Source organism: Natrialba swarupiae (genome assembly GCF_008245225.1).
Classification (GTDB): domain Archaea; phylum Halobacteriota; class Halobacteria; order Halobacteriales; family Natrialbaceae; genus Natrarchaeobius; species Natrarchaeobius swarupiae.
This window is the reverse complement of the sequence record NZ_VTAW01000030.1, coordinates 1-13,012: the sequence shown is the minus strand read 5'-3', so window position 1 is coordinate 13,012 and position 13,012 is coordinate 1. Positions and strand designations below refer to the sequence as shown.

At 64.5% G+C, this 13,012-nt stretch carries 17 protein-coding genes; 7 read left to right on the top strand and 10 right to left on the bottom strand.

Features of this window, described 5'->3' with window-relative positions; all coding sequences use genetic code 11:
- Positions 1 to 24 precede the first annotated feature (24 nt).
- A complete protein-coding gene (locus FYC77_RS17040) occupies positions 25 to 174 on the top strand; it encodes a DUF7560 family zinc ribbon protein (RefSeq protein ID WP_149082698.1) in 150 nt (49 codons plus the stop codon).
- 3 nt (positions 175 to 177) lie between these two features.
- Here FYC77_RS17040 and FYC77_RS17035 read toward each other — a convergent pair whose 3' ends face one another.
- From FYC77_RS17035 to FYC77_RS17005, 7 genes are all read right to left on the bottom strand, one after another.
- Positions 178 to 636, bottom strand: coding sequence for a pyridoxamine 5'-phosphate oxidase family protein (locus FYC77_RS17035; protein WP_149082697.1), 459 nt, complete (start codon positions 634 to 636; stop codon positions 178 to 180).
- Positions 637 to 680: 44 nt separating this feature from the next.
- Entirely contained in the window at positions 681 to 1,079 is a 399-nt protein-coding gene (locus FYC77_RS17030; RefSeq protein ID WP_149082696.1) for a hypothetical protein, read from the bottom strand.
- Positions 1,080 to 1,346 carry a hypothetical protein gene (locus FYC77_RS17025; RefSeq protein ID WP_149082695.1) on the bottom strand — a complete coding sequence of 89 codons (267 nt, stop codon included), beginning with the start codon at positions 1,344 to 1,346 and terminating at the stop codon, positions 1,080 to 1,082.
- Positions 1,347 to 1,408: 62 nt separating this feature from the next.
- Positions 1,409 to 1,744, bottom strand: a complete 336-nt coding sequence (locus tag FYC77_RS17020; RefSeq protein WP_149082694.1) for an AzlD family protein — start codon at positions 1,742 to 1,744, stop codon at positions 1,409 to 1,411.
- Positions 1,734 to 2,558: an AzlC family ABC transporter permease gene (locus FYC77_RS17015; protein ID WP_149082693.1), complete on the bottom strand. Its 825-nt coding sequence runs from the start codon at positions 2,556 to 2,558 to the stop codon at positions 1,734 to 1,736. The genes FYC77_RS17020 and FYC77_RS17015 overlap by 11 nt, the downstream gene beginning before the upstream one ends.
- A 306-nt stretch (positions 2,559 to 2,864) precedes the next feature.
- Positions 2,865 to 3,143: a ubiquitin-like small modifier protein 1 gene (locus FYC77_RS17010; RefSeq protein WP_149082692.1), complete on the bottom strand. Its 279-nt coding sequence runs from the start codon at positions 3,141 to 3,143 to the stop codon at positions 2,865 to 2,867.
- A gap of 64 nt (positions 3,144 to 3,207) precedes the next feature.
- Positions 3,208 to 3,558: a hypothetical protein gene (locus FYC77_RS17005; protein ID WP_149082691.1), complete on the bottom strand. Its 351-nt coding sequence runs from the start codon at positions 3,556 to 3,558 to the stop codon at positions 3,208 to 3,210.
- A gap of 130 nt (positions 3,559 to 3,688) precedes the next feature.
- On the opposite strand from FYC77_RS17005, the gene FYC77_RS17000 reads away from it, so the two are divergent.
- Positions 3,689 to 3,916, top strand: coding sequence for a hypothetical protein (locus tag FYC77_RS17000; protein ID WP_149082690.1), 228 nt, complete (start codon positions 3,689 to 3,691; stop codon positions 3,914 to 3,916).
- Positions 3,917 to 3,991: 75 nt separating this feature from the next.
- A complete protein-coding gene (locus FYC77_RS16995; RefSeq protein WP_149082689.1) occupies positions 3,992 to 4,714 on the top strand; it encodes a hypothetical protein in 723 nt (240 codons plus the stop codon).
- Between the two features lie 194 nt (positions 4,715 to 4,908).
- Here the strand turns inward: FYC77_RS16995 and FYC77_RS16990 are convergent, their stop codons facing one another.
- Entirely contained in the window at positions 4,909 to 5,277 is a 369-nt protein-coding gene (locus FYC77_RS16990; protein ID WP_149082688.1) for a hypothetical protein, read from the bottom strand.
- A 218-nt stretch (positions 5,278 to 5,495) separates the two neighbouring features.
- The gene (gene serB / locus FYC77_RS16985) at positions 5,496 to 6,140 is read right to left on the bottom strand and encodes a phosphoserine phosphatase SerB (protein WP_149082687.1); all 645 of its coding nucleotides are present in this window, start codon (positions 6,138 to 6,140) and stop codon (positions 5,496 to 5,498) included.
- 80 nt (positions 6,141 to 6,220) lie between these two features.
- Here serB and FYC77_RS16980 point away from each other — a divergent pair, with 80 nt between their 5' ends.
- Both FYC77_RS16980 and FYC77_RS16975 read left to right on the top strand, forming a co-directional pair.
- Positions 6,221 to 6,877: a cyclase family protein gene (locus FYC77_RS16980; protein ID WP_149082686.1), complete on the top strand. Its 657-nt coding sequence runs from the start codon at positions 6,221 to 6,223 to the stop codon at positions 6,875 to 6,877.
- Positions 6,878 to 7,062: 185 nt separating this feature from the next.
- On the top strand, positions 7,063 to 8,541 hold the full coding sequence (locus tag FYC77_RS16975) for a PAS domain S-box protein (protein WP_149082685.1): 1,479 nt from the start codon (positions 7,063 to 7,065) through the stop codon (positions 8,539 to 8,541).
- 89 nt (positions 8,542 to 8,630) lie between these two features.
- Here FYC77_RS16975 and FYC77_RS16970 read toward each other — a convergent pair whose 3' ends face one another.
- Positions 8,631 to 9,899 carry a mechanosensitive ion channel family protein gene (locus FYC77_RS16970; protein WP_238387017.1) on the bottom strand — a complete coding sequence of 423 codons (1,269 nt, stop codon included), beginning with the start codon at positions 9,897 to 9,899 and terminating at the stop codon, positions 8,631 to 8,633.
- Positions 9,900 to 10,139: 240 nt separating this feature from the next.
- On the opposite strand from FYC77_RS16970, the gene FYC77_RS16965 reads away from it, so the two are divergent.
- Both FYC77_RS16965 and serA read left to right on the top strand, forming a co-directional pair.
- On the top strand, positions 10,140 to 11,036 hold the full coding sequence (locus FYC77_RS16965) for an EamA family transporter (protein ID WP_149082684.1): 897 nt from the start codon (positions 10,140 to 10,142) through the stop codon (positions 11,034 to 11,036).
- Positions 11,037 to 11,231: 195 nt separating this feature from the next.
- Entirely contained in the window at positions 11,232 to 12,818 is a 1,587-nt protein-coding gene (serA, locus tag FYC77_RS16960; RefSeq protein WP_149082683.1) for a phosphoglycerate dehydrogenase, read from the top strand.
- Positions 12,819 to 13,012 lie beyond the last annotated feature (194 nt).

Genomic DNA, 13,012 nt, shown 5'->3' with positions numbered 1-13,012 from the left:
CCAGACGCCACCCGACCAACCCTCATGAGCAGATATGAATTCACCTGCCCCGACTGCGGACAAACGATCGAGGTCAACGAGGAGATGCGCGAGGCGACTCTCGCACACGGCTGTCCTGTCTGTGGAGCTGACGTCACGGGGGCCGCGTTCGCGCCAAACCAATCGACGAACTAGTCGTCAGGTAGTCTCGCCTCGGTGAACCTCGGTTCGACGACCGTTGACCGACTCCGGGGTCAACCGATACAGTTCGATGTCGAGTTCTCGCTTCCCGTCCGCCCAGATTTCGAACAGTGGTCGCTTCGTGTCGCCGTACTGGGCGATCTGGTCGGGCGTCAGTTCCGATGGAGGAATGTCCTCGAGAATACCGGTTACGATGACGCTTCGGTACGTCGACTCCTGTTCGTCGTAGACGACCAACCGCGCGCCGGGATCGGACTCGAGGAAGGCGCGTTTCTCGCTGTCGGGTGTCGACACCATCCGCATGTAGAAGAGACGGTCGTCGGCGTCGTAGCCGTAGGAGATGGGGATCGCGTACGGCTCGTCGGCTCGAGCGAGCGAGAGTACCCCCGTCTCGTGGCGAGCGAGGAACGCGTCCACCTCCGCGTCGGTCATTTCGGTCTCGTGGTCGATAGCCATCGTCTCGATGTCCGGATAGAGGGAGAACACGCTCTTTATAGTTGCTATTGACCGTGCTGAGCCGATTCTTCGGCTGGTTCTCTCTCGCCGACGCCGACGAGTACTGGTTCACGGATCTCGAGTGATGATTCGAACTCCGCTTTGCGGTCGGTGTGTCGCCCGATTCGCCGAAACTGCTCCTCGTGGGCCCGCTGAATCGCCGAGCGCTCGCGGTCGTCGACGCCCATGCGCTCGCCGAGTCGCTCCCAGTGGCCCTCGTCGACCAGAAACGCCTCGCGGTCGGCGGCGGCATAGACGCGCTCGTGGGACCGACGGTAGCGCTCCAGATCACCCTCGAGTAACGCCTGTGCACGTTCGACGAGCGCCGGTAGCCGCGACGGTGGGACGCTCGCCTTCGCGGCGGTAAGCAAGAGCACCTGCCCGTCGATCGGATTGTCGGCCATCTATCCACCCGCACGCATCGCCTTTCGGGCGAACTCCTCGACGAGTGACTCGAGATGATCGTCCTCACCTTCGAAGACGACCGTCACCTCGGTCAGCGACAGCGTCGGCCCGACGTCGACCTGCTCGGCGGAGAGCGTCGCCGTCCACCCCTCACCGACGACGGTGTCCTCGTCGATTCGCTCGCCCTCGAGGTTCGTCAGGTACCGGATCGCGAGTCGCTCGGAGATCCCACGAAAGGAGCGTTCGACACGCGTTTGCTCTGGCATACCTCACGTTCGATCGTCGAACGGATATAGTATCGCCTCGGACGGACGAGACACGCATCGCATTATAAAAGCGCACGGAGGAAGACGACGCCGGCAACCCCCGCACACAGCGCCAGCAGTATGCTGTCGGTTCGCCACATCACGAGTAACACGAGCCCGGCACTACCCCACTCGGCCGGCCCGCCGGCCGCGAGTTCCGGTGCCAGAATGGCGATCACGATCGCGCCGGGTAACACCGAGAGTCCGGCCTCGAGGCGCTCGCTCAGTTCGACGTGGCGGACGAGCCACATGCCGCCGACTTTCGTGAGGTAGGTCACGACGGCCATCGCCAGGACGACGCCGACCACGACCGGCTCGAGGGAGAGCATTCCGTCGGCGGGAAACACCTCACCCGTCATAGCGGATCACCTCGACGACGGCGGCGGCGAGGCCGCCGAGCAGGATGTACCACCGGCCGGGGACGAGTTCGGCGGCGGCGAGGCCGCCGAGCAGGATGTACCACCGGCCGGGGACGAGTTCGGCGGCGGCGACCGCGACCCCGAGTGCGACGAGCCAGGGGAGAAGCGACGAGCGCCCCTCCCAGAGTTCGGCGGCGAGCGCGACGAAGACGGCTGCGAGGATGAAGTCGAAGCCGTAGCGGGTGGGATCGCCGACGACGCCACCGGCGACCGCCCCGACGACCGTCGAGCCGACCCAGAAGACCCACATCGCGATGCCGCTTCCGAGCAAGAACGCGCCGCGCCCGCTCCCGGCAGTGAGATCGCGCATCGTCAGCGCCCAGTTCTCGTCGGCCATGAAGTAGAGGCTGCCGTAGATCTGTTTCGGCGAGAGCTGTCGAAACCACGGCTCCAGCGCGGCCCCCATCAGCGAGTACCGCATGTTGATCGCGAAGACCGTAAACAGCACCGCCGCGACGGGGATCGGATCTGCCCAGAGTTCGACGGCGACGATCTGTGAGGCTCCAGCCAGGACGGTGGCGCTCATCAGCGCCGCCTCGGCCACGCTCAGTCCCGCCTGGTTCGCCAGCACGCCGAAGGCGATCCCGTAGCCCCCGACGCCGAGAGCGACTGGAACCGTCGTGACGAATCCGGTTCGGATCCCCTCGCGAGTGAACGTCACGCTCGCTGGGGTAGACTCCGGTCTGCCCTCTGTCGAACCGTCGCCTCGAGAGGGCGCGACGCGACTCGAGCCGGATTCGTCTGTACTACCCATACCCGGTGGCAGGCAGAGGACGCCTAAATGCCTCTCGTAAACGATCGACGGCAGCGGGGTGATTCGGTTAACGGGTCGGCCGTCAGCCAGTTTCGACGGGCCCGCGACCCCTTCGGTCGCACCGTTCGATCGGTACAGTATCCGCATCGTTCACTGGATGGATCGACCACTCCGACGACGGCGAATTCGATCTCGCCGATCGCTTCGGTCGAGGAACTCTGACCAGTAGCGCTTCGATCGACTGGAGAGGAGTTACTTGCCACGGGTTTCAAATAGAACGAAAGCGTCCGAGTCCGGGAATCCCCGTCAGCCGCCCGCAACCGGCGGGAATACGGACACCGTGTCGCCGTCCTCGAGTGCCGTTCCGGCGTCGTCCATGTGCACGACGTCGCGGCCGTTTTTCAACACGCTCAGCTGATCGCGGATCGTCCCGTCCTCGAGCAACTGTCCCTCGAGGCCATCGTACTCGGCTTCGAGGGTGGCCAGGACGTCACCGACCGTCGCGTCGTCGTCGAACGTCTGCGTTCGCTCTTTCTCGCCGACCGCATCGCGAAACGTCGCGAAAAAACGAAGATCGATCTCCATACGTGGTGGTTGTCCCGTGAGGACATAAGTCCGGGCGGTCGATCGCGACTCACAACAGACCGTATCATCCCGCAGACGCCGTCGGCGCGGACGTATACGAGATCGTTCCGACGGCGACGGCCGCGAGTGCCTCGTCGATCGTAGTCGCCCCGACGTTCGCCGCGCGGTCGGCACTGTCGGCCTCGACGACGACCGTGGCCACGAACGCGAGTTCGACGGTGTAGGGTTCGAACGGTGCAGTTGGGAGTTCGTGGATTTCGACGTGCGTGATCTCCCACTCGACGATCGGCCCGTCGGCCTCGAGCGCCTCGAGGGCGTCGACGAACGTCGCCCTCGCTTCGTCGCGGGCGGTCGTATCGCTTCCCTCGTGGAGGGTCACCAACACTCGTCCGTCGCGCGATACTGCGAATTCCATACCCCGTCCTGGGAAGCCGAGCATAAGTCAGTACGGGTTTCGAACACGTCAGGTCGCCGGCGCGAATCGCTCCGGCCGACCACGCAGATGTCGGCTGGTCTCTTACCCCGCTGGCCGCGGAAGGAGGGGTATGGATCCGAACACCCGCGGGACGCGTCGCAGACTGCTCGCAACGGCGGCCGCCGCGGTATCGACGATGGCACTCGCCGGCTGCGGTGGCCCCGGTGAGGAAGAAGACGAGGCTGACCCGGACGACCCTGCCGGCGAGGAAGGGCCCGACGAAAACGGTCCGGACGCGGAGGAGGGGACCGGAAACGGACAGGAGATGGACGACGAAGACGAACCGGACGGCGGTTGATCGGTATCGCGCTCCCGAACGCTTCTCACCACGACAACGCAACCGTTACCCGCCCCTGTCCCCTCGGAGACGACGATGACGGACGACCTCGGAGACGACGGTAACGGGCTTGGCGACGTCGCAACACGCCGGGACGAACTCGCGACACGCGTCCGGACTCACGCCGGCGAAATCGCTCGAGAACTCGCGCTCTTCCAGGGCGGCGATTACGGGAGCGAGACGTTCGAGACGGACGCCGGTAGCTGGACGCTCAAGTACGAGGCAGGCGATGTCCAGTATCTCCGGTTCGATCCGAAATCGGGGTCGGAGATCTACGTCGTCTCGAGCAAACAGCCACCCGACCCCGACGACCTCGAGACGGCGATGGCCGACTACGACGCGTTCGTGGCCGCCTACGACGAGTACGTCGCATCCTTCGAAGGACTGTTCGACGACATCTCGACCGACTTTCCAGCCGTCACCTCGACGGCCGAGCTGACGGCCGAGCGGGATCGGATCGTCGACCGAATCCGCGAGGTCGCTACCGCCATGGCGGGCGAACTCCACCGCTACGACGGCGAGTACGGCACGTACGCGACGACGGTCGACGGCACGCGCTGGGAGCTCAAGTGGGACGGCGACGCCGTCTCCTACCTACGCGTCGGCGGCTCGGACGGCGTCTATCTCCTCTCGCAGTACGGCCCGCCGCCGGCGACGGAGCTTCGGCGGCTCGTCGACGACGTCGAGGCGTTCGTCAGGTCGTTCAACGAGCACGTCGACGAGCTCGAGGCCGATCTCTCGACCGTGGCGTTCGAGTAGGGTCGGGCCGACGCCACGTGAGCGGTCGCGAAACGACGTGACCGAACGCGTGACTCCGCCGTAGACACCCTTTCTGTGGTATCGGTCAACGGCGCACGCGTTCGGCGTCGAGTCACTCCCGACGAGACGTCGGACGAACACACCAGACGTCGGTCGTGAATTCGCTGGCGGCGAGCCACGGTCCGATCCCTGCGTTAGTGGTTTCCGTCGACGGCCGCCTCGAAGACGTACTGCTCCGTTCGGACGCCCGTCGAGCCGACGCCGTGCAGCCAGTTTTGGAGGTCACATGCGAGCAACTCGAGATCGGTGTTCCGGATTACTGTGGGGGTCGCGGGCGAGCGAACGAGAGCGATCAGCGCCCACATCGTGCCCGCTGCGAACGAGCCAGCAGCGGAGAAGGTCATCCCGAGCGTGGCGAACGTCATCGCGTAGACGAATCCGATCCCCATCGACGGAAGGCTCGTCCCGAGGGGAACGCGTGCGGTCGCGTCGCGCAGCGTTGGCGCGAGAAAGACGATCGAGAGGCTGCTGCCGATCATGAACACGAGGTCTTGCCACATCATCGTGACCAGGTACTCGGTCTCGAGTAAATAACTCCCGCGGTGTGGGAATCGATGATTTCAAACGACAGTCGTCTCGGGACGACGGTTTCGCCGGACGACGCTCGAGCGGATTCGACGCCCACCGGTCCAACGCGACGCCGATCCGCGCGAGACGCCCGGCTGGGGATACCGAGCGGCGACTTCGTCCTCGGCGCGATGTGGTCGGATTCGTCCGCAGGTCAGGCGGACCCGAGGATCGTTTCCTCGAGCAAGATGTCCCGGGTACCGGCCATCGAGGTAACGACGACGTCACAGTGTGGTTCGACTGCCGGCTTCGGGTCGAACCCGATCGCGAGTCCGGCGACCTGCAACATCGGGAGATCGTTCGCGCCGTCGCCGACGGCGACGGTCGCCTCGAGGGCGGTGCCGACGTCGTCGGCCAGATCCTCGAGGGCGTCGTCTTTCGTCCCCTCGATCAGCGGACCCTCGACGTCGCCGGTCAGTTCGCCCTCCGCCATCGGCAGGCGGTTCGAGACGATGTGATCGACGGTGACCCCCTCACGCTCGAGTGCGGTCGCGACGCCGCGTTCGAACCCGCCGGTCAGGATGGCCGTCGTGACGCCCGCGTCGTTCAGTTCCCCGATCAGGTCCGCCGCGCCCGGTCGAAGTTCGACCTCCTCGAACGCCCCACGGGCGTCGGCCTCGGAGAGTCCCTCGAGCAGAGCCGCCCGTTCGCGGAGGCTCTCGGCGTAGCCGATCTCGTCGTTCATCGCGCGTTCGGTGATCTCTGCCATCTCGTCGGCGACGTCGATGCGCTCGCCGAGCAACACGGTCATTTCGGAGTCCGATAGCGTCCCGTCGAAGTCGAAGGCGACGACTGTCATCGCTCCCCGTTTGTGGTCGATCCAATAAACCAGTTCAGGTTTCGGCAGGCTACTTGGGAGTCCCCTTCGAACGATCGATCGTGTACCGCGATCTCTCCCATCGGATCGAGACGGGAATGCAAACGTATCCGGGCGATCCCGAGGTGACGATCTCACAGGCGGCGACGGTCTCCGACGACGGCGCAGCCGTCCTCGACGTTCACTGCGGGAGCCACACCGGGACGCACGTCGACGCGCCGAGTCACACTGAACCCGACGGCGACGACCTCGAGGACCGGGACGTCGGCGAGTTCGTCCTCGAGGCGCGGTTCGTCGACGTCGCGCCGTGTTCGCCCCGCGAACGGATCGGACCGGACGCACTCCCCGACGACCTCGGAACGGGCACCGACCCGGCCGACATCCTCGTGATACGGACGGGGTACGACGAACACTGGTCGACCGACAACTACCTGGATCACCCCCACTTGACGCCGGACGCCGGCCGGATTCTCCACGAGGCCGACTGCGGCGTCGGCACCGATACGCTCAATCCCGATCCGACCCCGACTACGAACGCCGGCGACGACGAACCCGAGGGGTTTCCCGTCCATCGACAGCTACTGGGTGCCGGCCTCCCCATCGTCGAGAACCTGACCAACCTCGAGGGGCTCCCCGAGCGGTTTCTCCTGTACGCGTTCCCGCTTTCGCTCGCCGACGCCGACGGCGCCCCGGTCAGAGCGGTCGCCGAACTCGAGTGAACCCATCAGTGTCGACCGGTCGCCGGCTGACAGTTTCGTATCAAATGTTAATCACCATGCTGGAAATATTCCGGCATTCACCATCTGGAGACGATAACGGCCGTCTCGAGACACCCTGGACAGCAGAGGTGTAGTCGGCACCTATATATGTCGTGAGCCGAGGGTATGTTCGCGTACTATCCACAATGAGTCGAGGGAGCGAGTCGACCGATGCCGACGACGATCGATCCCTCGAGTCGCCAGGTCTCCCGTTCGACGAAAACGAGTTTTTCAGACAGTTGGTCGCGAACACCTCCGAGGGGCTTCTGACGATCGACGCAGAGAGCACGATCGTGTTCGCGAACCCGGCGATCGAGGAAATTCTCGGCTACAGTCCGGACGAACTCATCGGCCACTCGAAGATGACGCTCATTCCGCCACGCCTCAGGGACGCACACCAGGCGGGACTGGAGAAGTACCTTCGGACCGACGAGAAACACATCGACTGGGACGGAATCGAACTGCCGGCGTTACACAAGGACGGTCACGAGGTGCCGGTGTTGATTAGCCTCCGCGAACACCGCTTCGACGGGGAACGTCTGTTCACCGGACTGTTTCGCGACCTCACCGAACAGAAGTACCGGGAACACCGTTTCGAGGCGGTGTTCAACAACACCCACCAGTTCACTGGGCTACTCGAACTCGACGGCACGCTGATCGAGGTGAACGAAACGGCGCTCTCGTTTGCGGATGTCGACCGAGAAGAGGTCGTCGGAGAGCCGATCTGGGAGACGTTCTGGTTTCAGTCGAGCGAAGACGCTCGCGAGACCGCTCGTCGAGCCGTCGAGTGCGCTCGGAGTGGCGAGTTCTTCCGTGAGGAGGTCCGTATCCGCGGTGCCGAACGAACGGCGGTCATCGACTTCTCCGTTCGTCCGGTGACGGACCACCAGAACGATATCCAACTACTGATTCCCGAGGGGCGCGACATCACCGACCTCAAGATGCGCGAACAACACCTCAAGATCCTCCACCGGGTCCTCCGTCACAACCTCCGGAACGATCTCAACGTCATCGGTGGGTTCGCCGAAACCCTCGAGAAGTCACTCGAGGACGACCGGCGTGGGGCGTACGCGGCCGATATCGTCTCGACAACACAGAAGCTCATCGAAACTAGCGAAACTGCGAAGAAACTCGCCGAGACGACCCTGGGTGACGACCACTCACAGCGACCGGTCGATCTCCGACGTCTCCTTGCGGACGTCACGACCGAACTCCGGAAGGAGTACCCCGCGAGTACGATTACGGTGGTGGATCCGAAAGAGGAATCGCCGATACCGATCGCTGACTGTCGTCTCCGGACGGTTCTCTACGAACTCGTCGAGAACGCGATCGTGCACACGAACGGGAGAGAGTCCGTCGTCGAGATCGTCGTCGGCAGTACGGACGAGAGCGTCGAAGTCGATATCGTCGACGACGGGCCCGGTATCCCGGAAACCGAGCGAACCGGGATCTTCAACGAGGAGCCGGTGACACAGATCGACCACGGCAGCGGCCTCGGTCTCTGGTTGGCCGGGCTGATCGTCGACGACTACGGCGGGTCACTCACGTACGAATCCCGTTCACCTGGGGGGTGTGTCACGGTCTCTCTCCCGCGGGGTCTCGAGGAAGAAGACGCCGATCCGTGAGAGACAGTTCTGATGATATCTTACGGTCATCTCGAGCGTGATCCACGACAGTTTTCGAGAGACGCCCGGCGACGTCGATCGAACGGCTGTCAGCGTTCGTCGGGAACGTCTCGATCGTCTCGCTCGGCCGAACGCTCGACCGTCAGATCGGACTCTTCGAACCCGTACTCGGTGTCGCCATCCTCGAGGAAACTCAGCTCCCGCTGTGGGAACGGGATCGTGATTCCCGCCTCGTCGAAGGCGTCGTACACTCCTCTGTTTACCTGATCGATCGCACGCCGTTCGACCAGCGGGTGGTTGATGTACGCCCGGAGTTCGAACACCAGCGCGGAGTCGCCGAACTCGACGAACAGGAGCCTCGGTGTCGGCGTCTCTCGAATCAACGAACACTCCTCGCAGACCTCGAGGACGAGTCGTTCGACCGTCTCGTAGTCGGTTCCGTAGGCAGCCGTAATCGGAATTCGAAGCCGCATGTGACGCTGTGGCGCACTCTCGTTGACCACCTGTGTCGAGTTCAACATCGCGTTCGGGACCGTCACGAGCAGGTTGTCCTCGGTCAGCACCGTCGTAGACCGGATGCCGACGTCGGTGACCGTCCCGCGCATCTCGTCTTCGATCCGGATGACGTCGCCGATCTTGTACGTGTTGTCGACGTAGAGCGCGAGACCGCCGATCAGGTTGCCGATCGCGTCCTGTGCAGCGAATCCGAGAACGATTCCGAGGATTCCCGCCGAAGCGAGAAACGGCGTGACCGTCAGATTCCAGACCGAAACCAGAAGCAACACGGCGCCGACGACGACCGTCACCGTCCAGAGGTTGCCGAACATCGGCGCGAACTCGTAGCTGTACTCCCCTTCCTGGAGAACGTCGATCCAGCGCCGGCCGATCCTGATCGACGCACGAGCCCATAGAACGATCAGCGCGGTCGAAATGAGTGCCACGACGGTCGGCGTCGAATCGAGGAGATCCAGGACGAGCAGGCTGAGATAGACGCCGAGCAGCCCGATCGTGATCGCAAACGGCGTGTGGACCTCGGAAAACGCCGCGCGGCCGAGCGTCGTCTCCGCGTCTACGTTCGCCAGATATCGGTAGCTCGCCCACTGAACGAATCGCGCCAGCAAGATCGAACAGAGCAGGATCACGACGACGAGAACCCAGTTAGAGCCGACGGGGTCGAGATCACCGTCGGCGATCGGCGTCTCCGTCGACGCCGCGACCATCAGCCACACCCAGGACTCGACGGTGGCGACGAACGACCCCAGCCCGGCGACGAACGCCTCCGGGTCAGCGGCGTCCGCGATCGCCGTCGCGACGCTCGAGTCGTCTCGTGCCGGCCCACGGGAGAGAAATATCGTCATAACCGTCGCTAACGCATAGTTAACCGAGTACCAAATACTGTCTGGTCGACGGCCGTGAGCCGGTCGGCAGCCGACGGTCCCAAGTACCGCTATCGTACCAACTGCACCGATGTACACACTGATCGCGGAACTGTCTGCCGATCAGGTGTACAATGACGTGCAGTACTATACCCCAACGTTGACCCCCGTTCGGCCGCCAGTATCGACGATGGGAGCGGGAACGAACGCGAGTGAGCGACGATGACCGGCGCGACCCTCGAGGTGCTCGCGCTCGCACTGATTCCGGCGATCCTGTGGGGGTTCACGCCGATATTCGACAAACGTGGCATGGCCGCCGGCGGCGGCTCCGTTCAGGCGTCGATGGTCGTCGTCCTCGTCGACTCGACGCTCTACTGGATCGCCGTCGTCGCGCTCTACGGCCGGTCGGCGTTTGCGGGGCTCACCCTCGAGGTCCTGATCGTCTTCGCGCTCGCAGGCGTCGTCGGCACCGCCGTCGGCCGGATCACGATCTTCGTCGGGGTCGACAAGGTGGGCGCGAGCCTCAACAGCGCGATCCTGAGCACTCGGCCGCTGTTCGCGACGCTGATCGCCCTCGCCGTGCTCGATGAACCGCTCGGACCGATAACCGGTGTAGGCATCGTCGTCCTCGTCGCGGGCCTCTCGATTCTGACCGTCTCACGGGGCGGCGACCTCAGTGGGTGGCAGCCGCGAGATCTGCTGTGGCCGATCGCGGCGGCGGCCACCTTCGCCGTCGCGAACGTGGCCCGCCGCTACGGGATGCTCGAGACCCCGATCTCGGCACTCGAGGCGGTGACGATCAACGAGACCGCCGGGCTGGTCGCGCTCGGTGCGTACGTCCTCGCCGTCGGCGGTCGGGACGTCCTCGAGAAACCGGCCGCGTCCTACCGGTACTTCGTCGGCAGCGGCGTGCTCACGACGGCCGCGATGCTCGCGCTCATGGCCGCACTCGGCCTGGAGGAGGGTCGGATCGCGATCGTCGATCCGCTCGTGGCGACAGCCCCGCTGTTTACGCTCGTCTTCGCCGCCGTCCTGTTGCGCGACGTAGAGCGGGTGACTCGAGGCGTCGTCGCGGGCGCGGCGCTGGTCGTCGTCGGCGCGGCGTTGATCACGATCTAATGCGGGCCGTGATACCGTGCCCAGAACAACCGGCGACGGCTCGTGGGTGTTCGACGCTCCCGCGAGCGAGAAAGGGAACTCCATTCTGAAACTGCGTATGCGACGGCGTCCGCGGTGTTCGCACCATTGTAGGCAAATTTTTCCTGTTCCGGGCACAACGGAAGGGTTTACCCGCTCCGCACGAGTCTCTCGCGCATGAAGGTACTGGTCACGGACCCGATCGCGGACGCGGGTCTGGACGTACTCAGAGACGCCGGCCACGACGTCGAAACGGGCTACGAACTCGAGGGCGAGAATCTCCTCGAGGCGGTATCGGACGCGAGCGGACTGATCGTTCGCTCCGGAACCGAGGTTACCGAGGAGGTGCTCGAGGCGGCCGAGGACCTCGTCATCGTCGGGCGCGCCGGGATCGGCGTCGACAACATCGACATCGACGCGGCGACGGACAACGGCGTTATCGTCGCCAACGCCCCCGAGGGCAACGTCCGCGCCGCGGCCGAACACACCGTCGCGATGACGTTCGCGACCGCGCGGTCGATCCCGCAGGCACACGTTCGACTGACTGACGGCGAGTGGGCCAAAAGCGACTACCTCGGTGCGGAACTCGACGGCAAGACCCTGGGCGTCGTCGGCCTCGGCCGCGTCGGCCAGGAGGTCGCGAAGAAACTCGACTCGCTCGGGATGGATATCGTCGCCTTCGACCCGTACATCTCCGAGGAACGCGCCGACCGTCTCGGCGCCGAACTCGTCGAGCTAGAGGACTGTCTCTCGGCCGCCGACTTCCTCACCATCCACACGCCGCTGACCCCCGAGACCGAGGGCATGATCGGCGAGGAGGAACTCGACCTGCTCGAGGACGGCTACGTCGTCAACGTCGGCCGGGGCGGCATCATCGACGAGGACGCCCTCGCGGCGAAGGCCGCCGACGGTACGATCGCCGGTGCGGCCCTCGACGTCTTCGCCGAGGAACCACTTTCGACGGATTCGCCGCTTCTCGAGCACGACGATATCATCGTCACCCCTCACCTCGGCGCTTCGACGGAGGCCGCCCAGGAGAACGTCGCGACCTCGACCGCCGAGCAGGTCGTCGCCGCGATCGCCGGCGAACCCGTCGCGAACGCGCTCAACGCACCCTCGATCGACGAGAGCGCGTTCCCACGCCTCGAGCCCTACATCGAGATCGCCGAGACCGCCGGCAAGGTCGCCGCGCAGTTGCTCTCGGGTCGCACCGAGGATATCGAGGTCACCTACGAGGGCGACATCGCCGACGAGGACGTCGAGTTCGTCACCGCCTCGGCGCTGAAAGGCGTCTTCGAGCCCCTCGAGTGGCAGGTCAACGCCGTCAACGCGCCCCAGATCGCGGAGGACCGCGGCGTCGACGTCACCGAATCGAAGACCCGCCAGGCCGAGGACTTCCAGAGTCTCATCTCGGTGACGGTGAGCAACGACGACGATTCCGTCACCGTGGACGGGACGCTCTTCGAGGGCGTCGATCCGCGAATCGTCCGCGTCGACGGCTACCGCGTCGACGCCATCCCGCACGGAAAGATGGTCGTCACGCGCAACACGGACGAACCCGGCGTCATCGGACTCATCGGTTCCGTGATGGGCAAACACGGCGTCAACATCGCCGGCATGTTCAACGCCCGCGAAGCCCACGGCGGCGAGGCGCTGACCGTCTACAACGTCGACAGCCAGGTTCCCGAGGCGGCCAAGGACGAACTCAACGACGACGATCGCATCATCGGCATCGACTACATCACCCTCGACGGGCAGAACTAGTACCGTTCCAAACGTCGACTGATGGGTGAAACGAGACGACCGCCATCGGTTCCACCCATCAGTTCAGGTTTGGAACGCCACTAGCAGTACTTCCGAAGTATAACCACACGTTCCGTAGTCTACGGCTGGGTCTGACGGATAATCACTCGATTGAGAGAGGAGAACCGTTTGGCCAAGTGGAATTTGTAGAGAGG

Excerpts from the sequence above, each read along its gene's own strand:
- FYC77_RS17040 (WP_149082698.1), top strand. The coding sequence starts at position 25 with ATGAGCAGATATGAATTCACCTGCCCCGACTGCGGACAAACGATCGAG.
- FYC77_RS17035 (WP_149082697.1), bottom strand. The coding sequence starts at position 636 with ATGGCTATCGACCACGAGACCGAAATGACCGACGCGGAGGTGGACGCG.
- FYC77_RS17030 (WP_149082696.1), bottom strand. The coding sequence starts at position 1,079 with ATGGCCGACAATCCGATCGACGGGCAGGTGCTCTTGCTTACCGCCGCG.
- FYC77_RS17025 (WP_149082695.1), bottom strand. The coding sequence starts at position 1,346 with ATGCCAGAGCAAACGCGTGTCGAACGCTCCTTTCGTGGGATCTCCGAG.
- FYC77_RS17020 (WP_149082694.1), bottom strand. The coding sequence starts at position 1,744 with ATGACGGGTGAGGTGTTTCCCGCCGACGGAATGCTCTCCCTCGAGCCG.
- FYC77_RS17015 (WP_149082693.1), bottom strand. The coding sequence starts at position 2,558 with ATGGGTAGTACAGACGAATCCGGCTCGAGTCGCGTCGCGCCCTCTCGA.
- FYC77_RS17010 (WP_149082692.1), bottom strand. The coding sequence starts at position 3,143 with ATGGAGATCGATCTTCGTTTTTTCGCGACGTTTCGCGATGCGGTCGGC.
- FYC77_RS17005 (WP_149082691.1), bottom strand. The coding sequence starts at position 3,558 with ATGGAATTCGCAGTATCGCGCGACGGACGAGTGTTGGTGACCCTCCAC.
- FYC77_RS17000 (WP_149082690.1), top strand. The coding sequence starts at position 3,689 with ATGGATCCGAACACCCGCGGGACGCGTCGCAGACTGCTCGCAACGGCG.
- FYC77_RS16995 (WP_149082689.1), top strand. The coding sequence starts at position 3,992 with ATGACGGACGACCTCGGAGACGACGGTAACGGGCTTGGCGACGTCGCA.
- FYC77_RS16990 (WP_149082688.1), bottom strand. The coding sequence starts at position 5,277 with ATGATGTGGCAAGACCTCGTGTTCATGATCGGCAGCAGCCTCTCGATC.
- serB (WP_149082687.1), bottom strand. The coding sequence starts at position 6,140 with ATGACAGTCGTCGCCTTCGACTTCGACGGGACGCTATCGGACTCCGAA.
- FYC77_RS16975 (WP_149082685.1), top strand. The coding sequence starts at position 7,063 with ATGAGTCGAGGGAGCGAGTCGACCGATGCCGACGACGATCGATCCCTC.
- FYC77_RS16970 (WP_238387017.1), bottom strand. The coding sequence starts at position 9,899 with ATGACGATATTTCTCTCCCGTGGGCCGGCACGAGACGACTCGAGCGTC.
- FYC77_RS16965 (WP_149082684.1), top strand. The coding sequence starts at position 10,140 with ATGACCGGCGCGACCCTCGAGGTGCTCGCGCTCGCACTGATTCCGGCG.
- serA (WP_149082683.1), top strand. The coding sequence starts at position 11,232 with ATGAAGGTACTGGTCACGGACCCGATCGCGGACGCGGGTCTGGACGTA.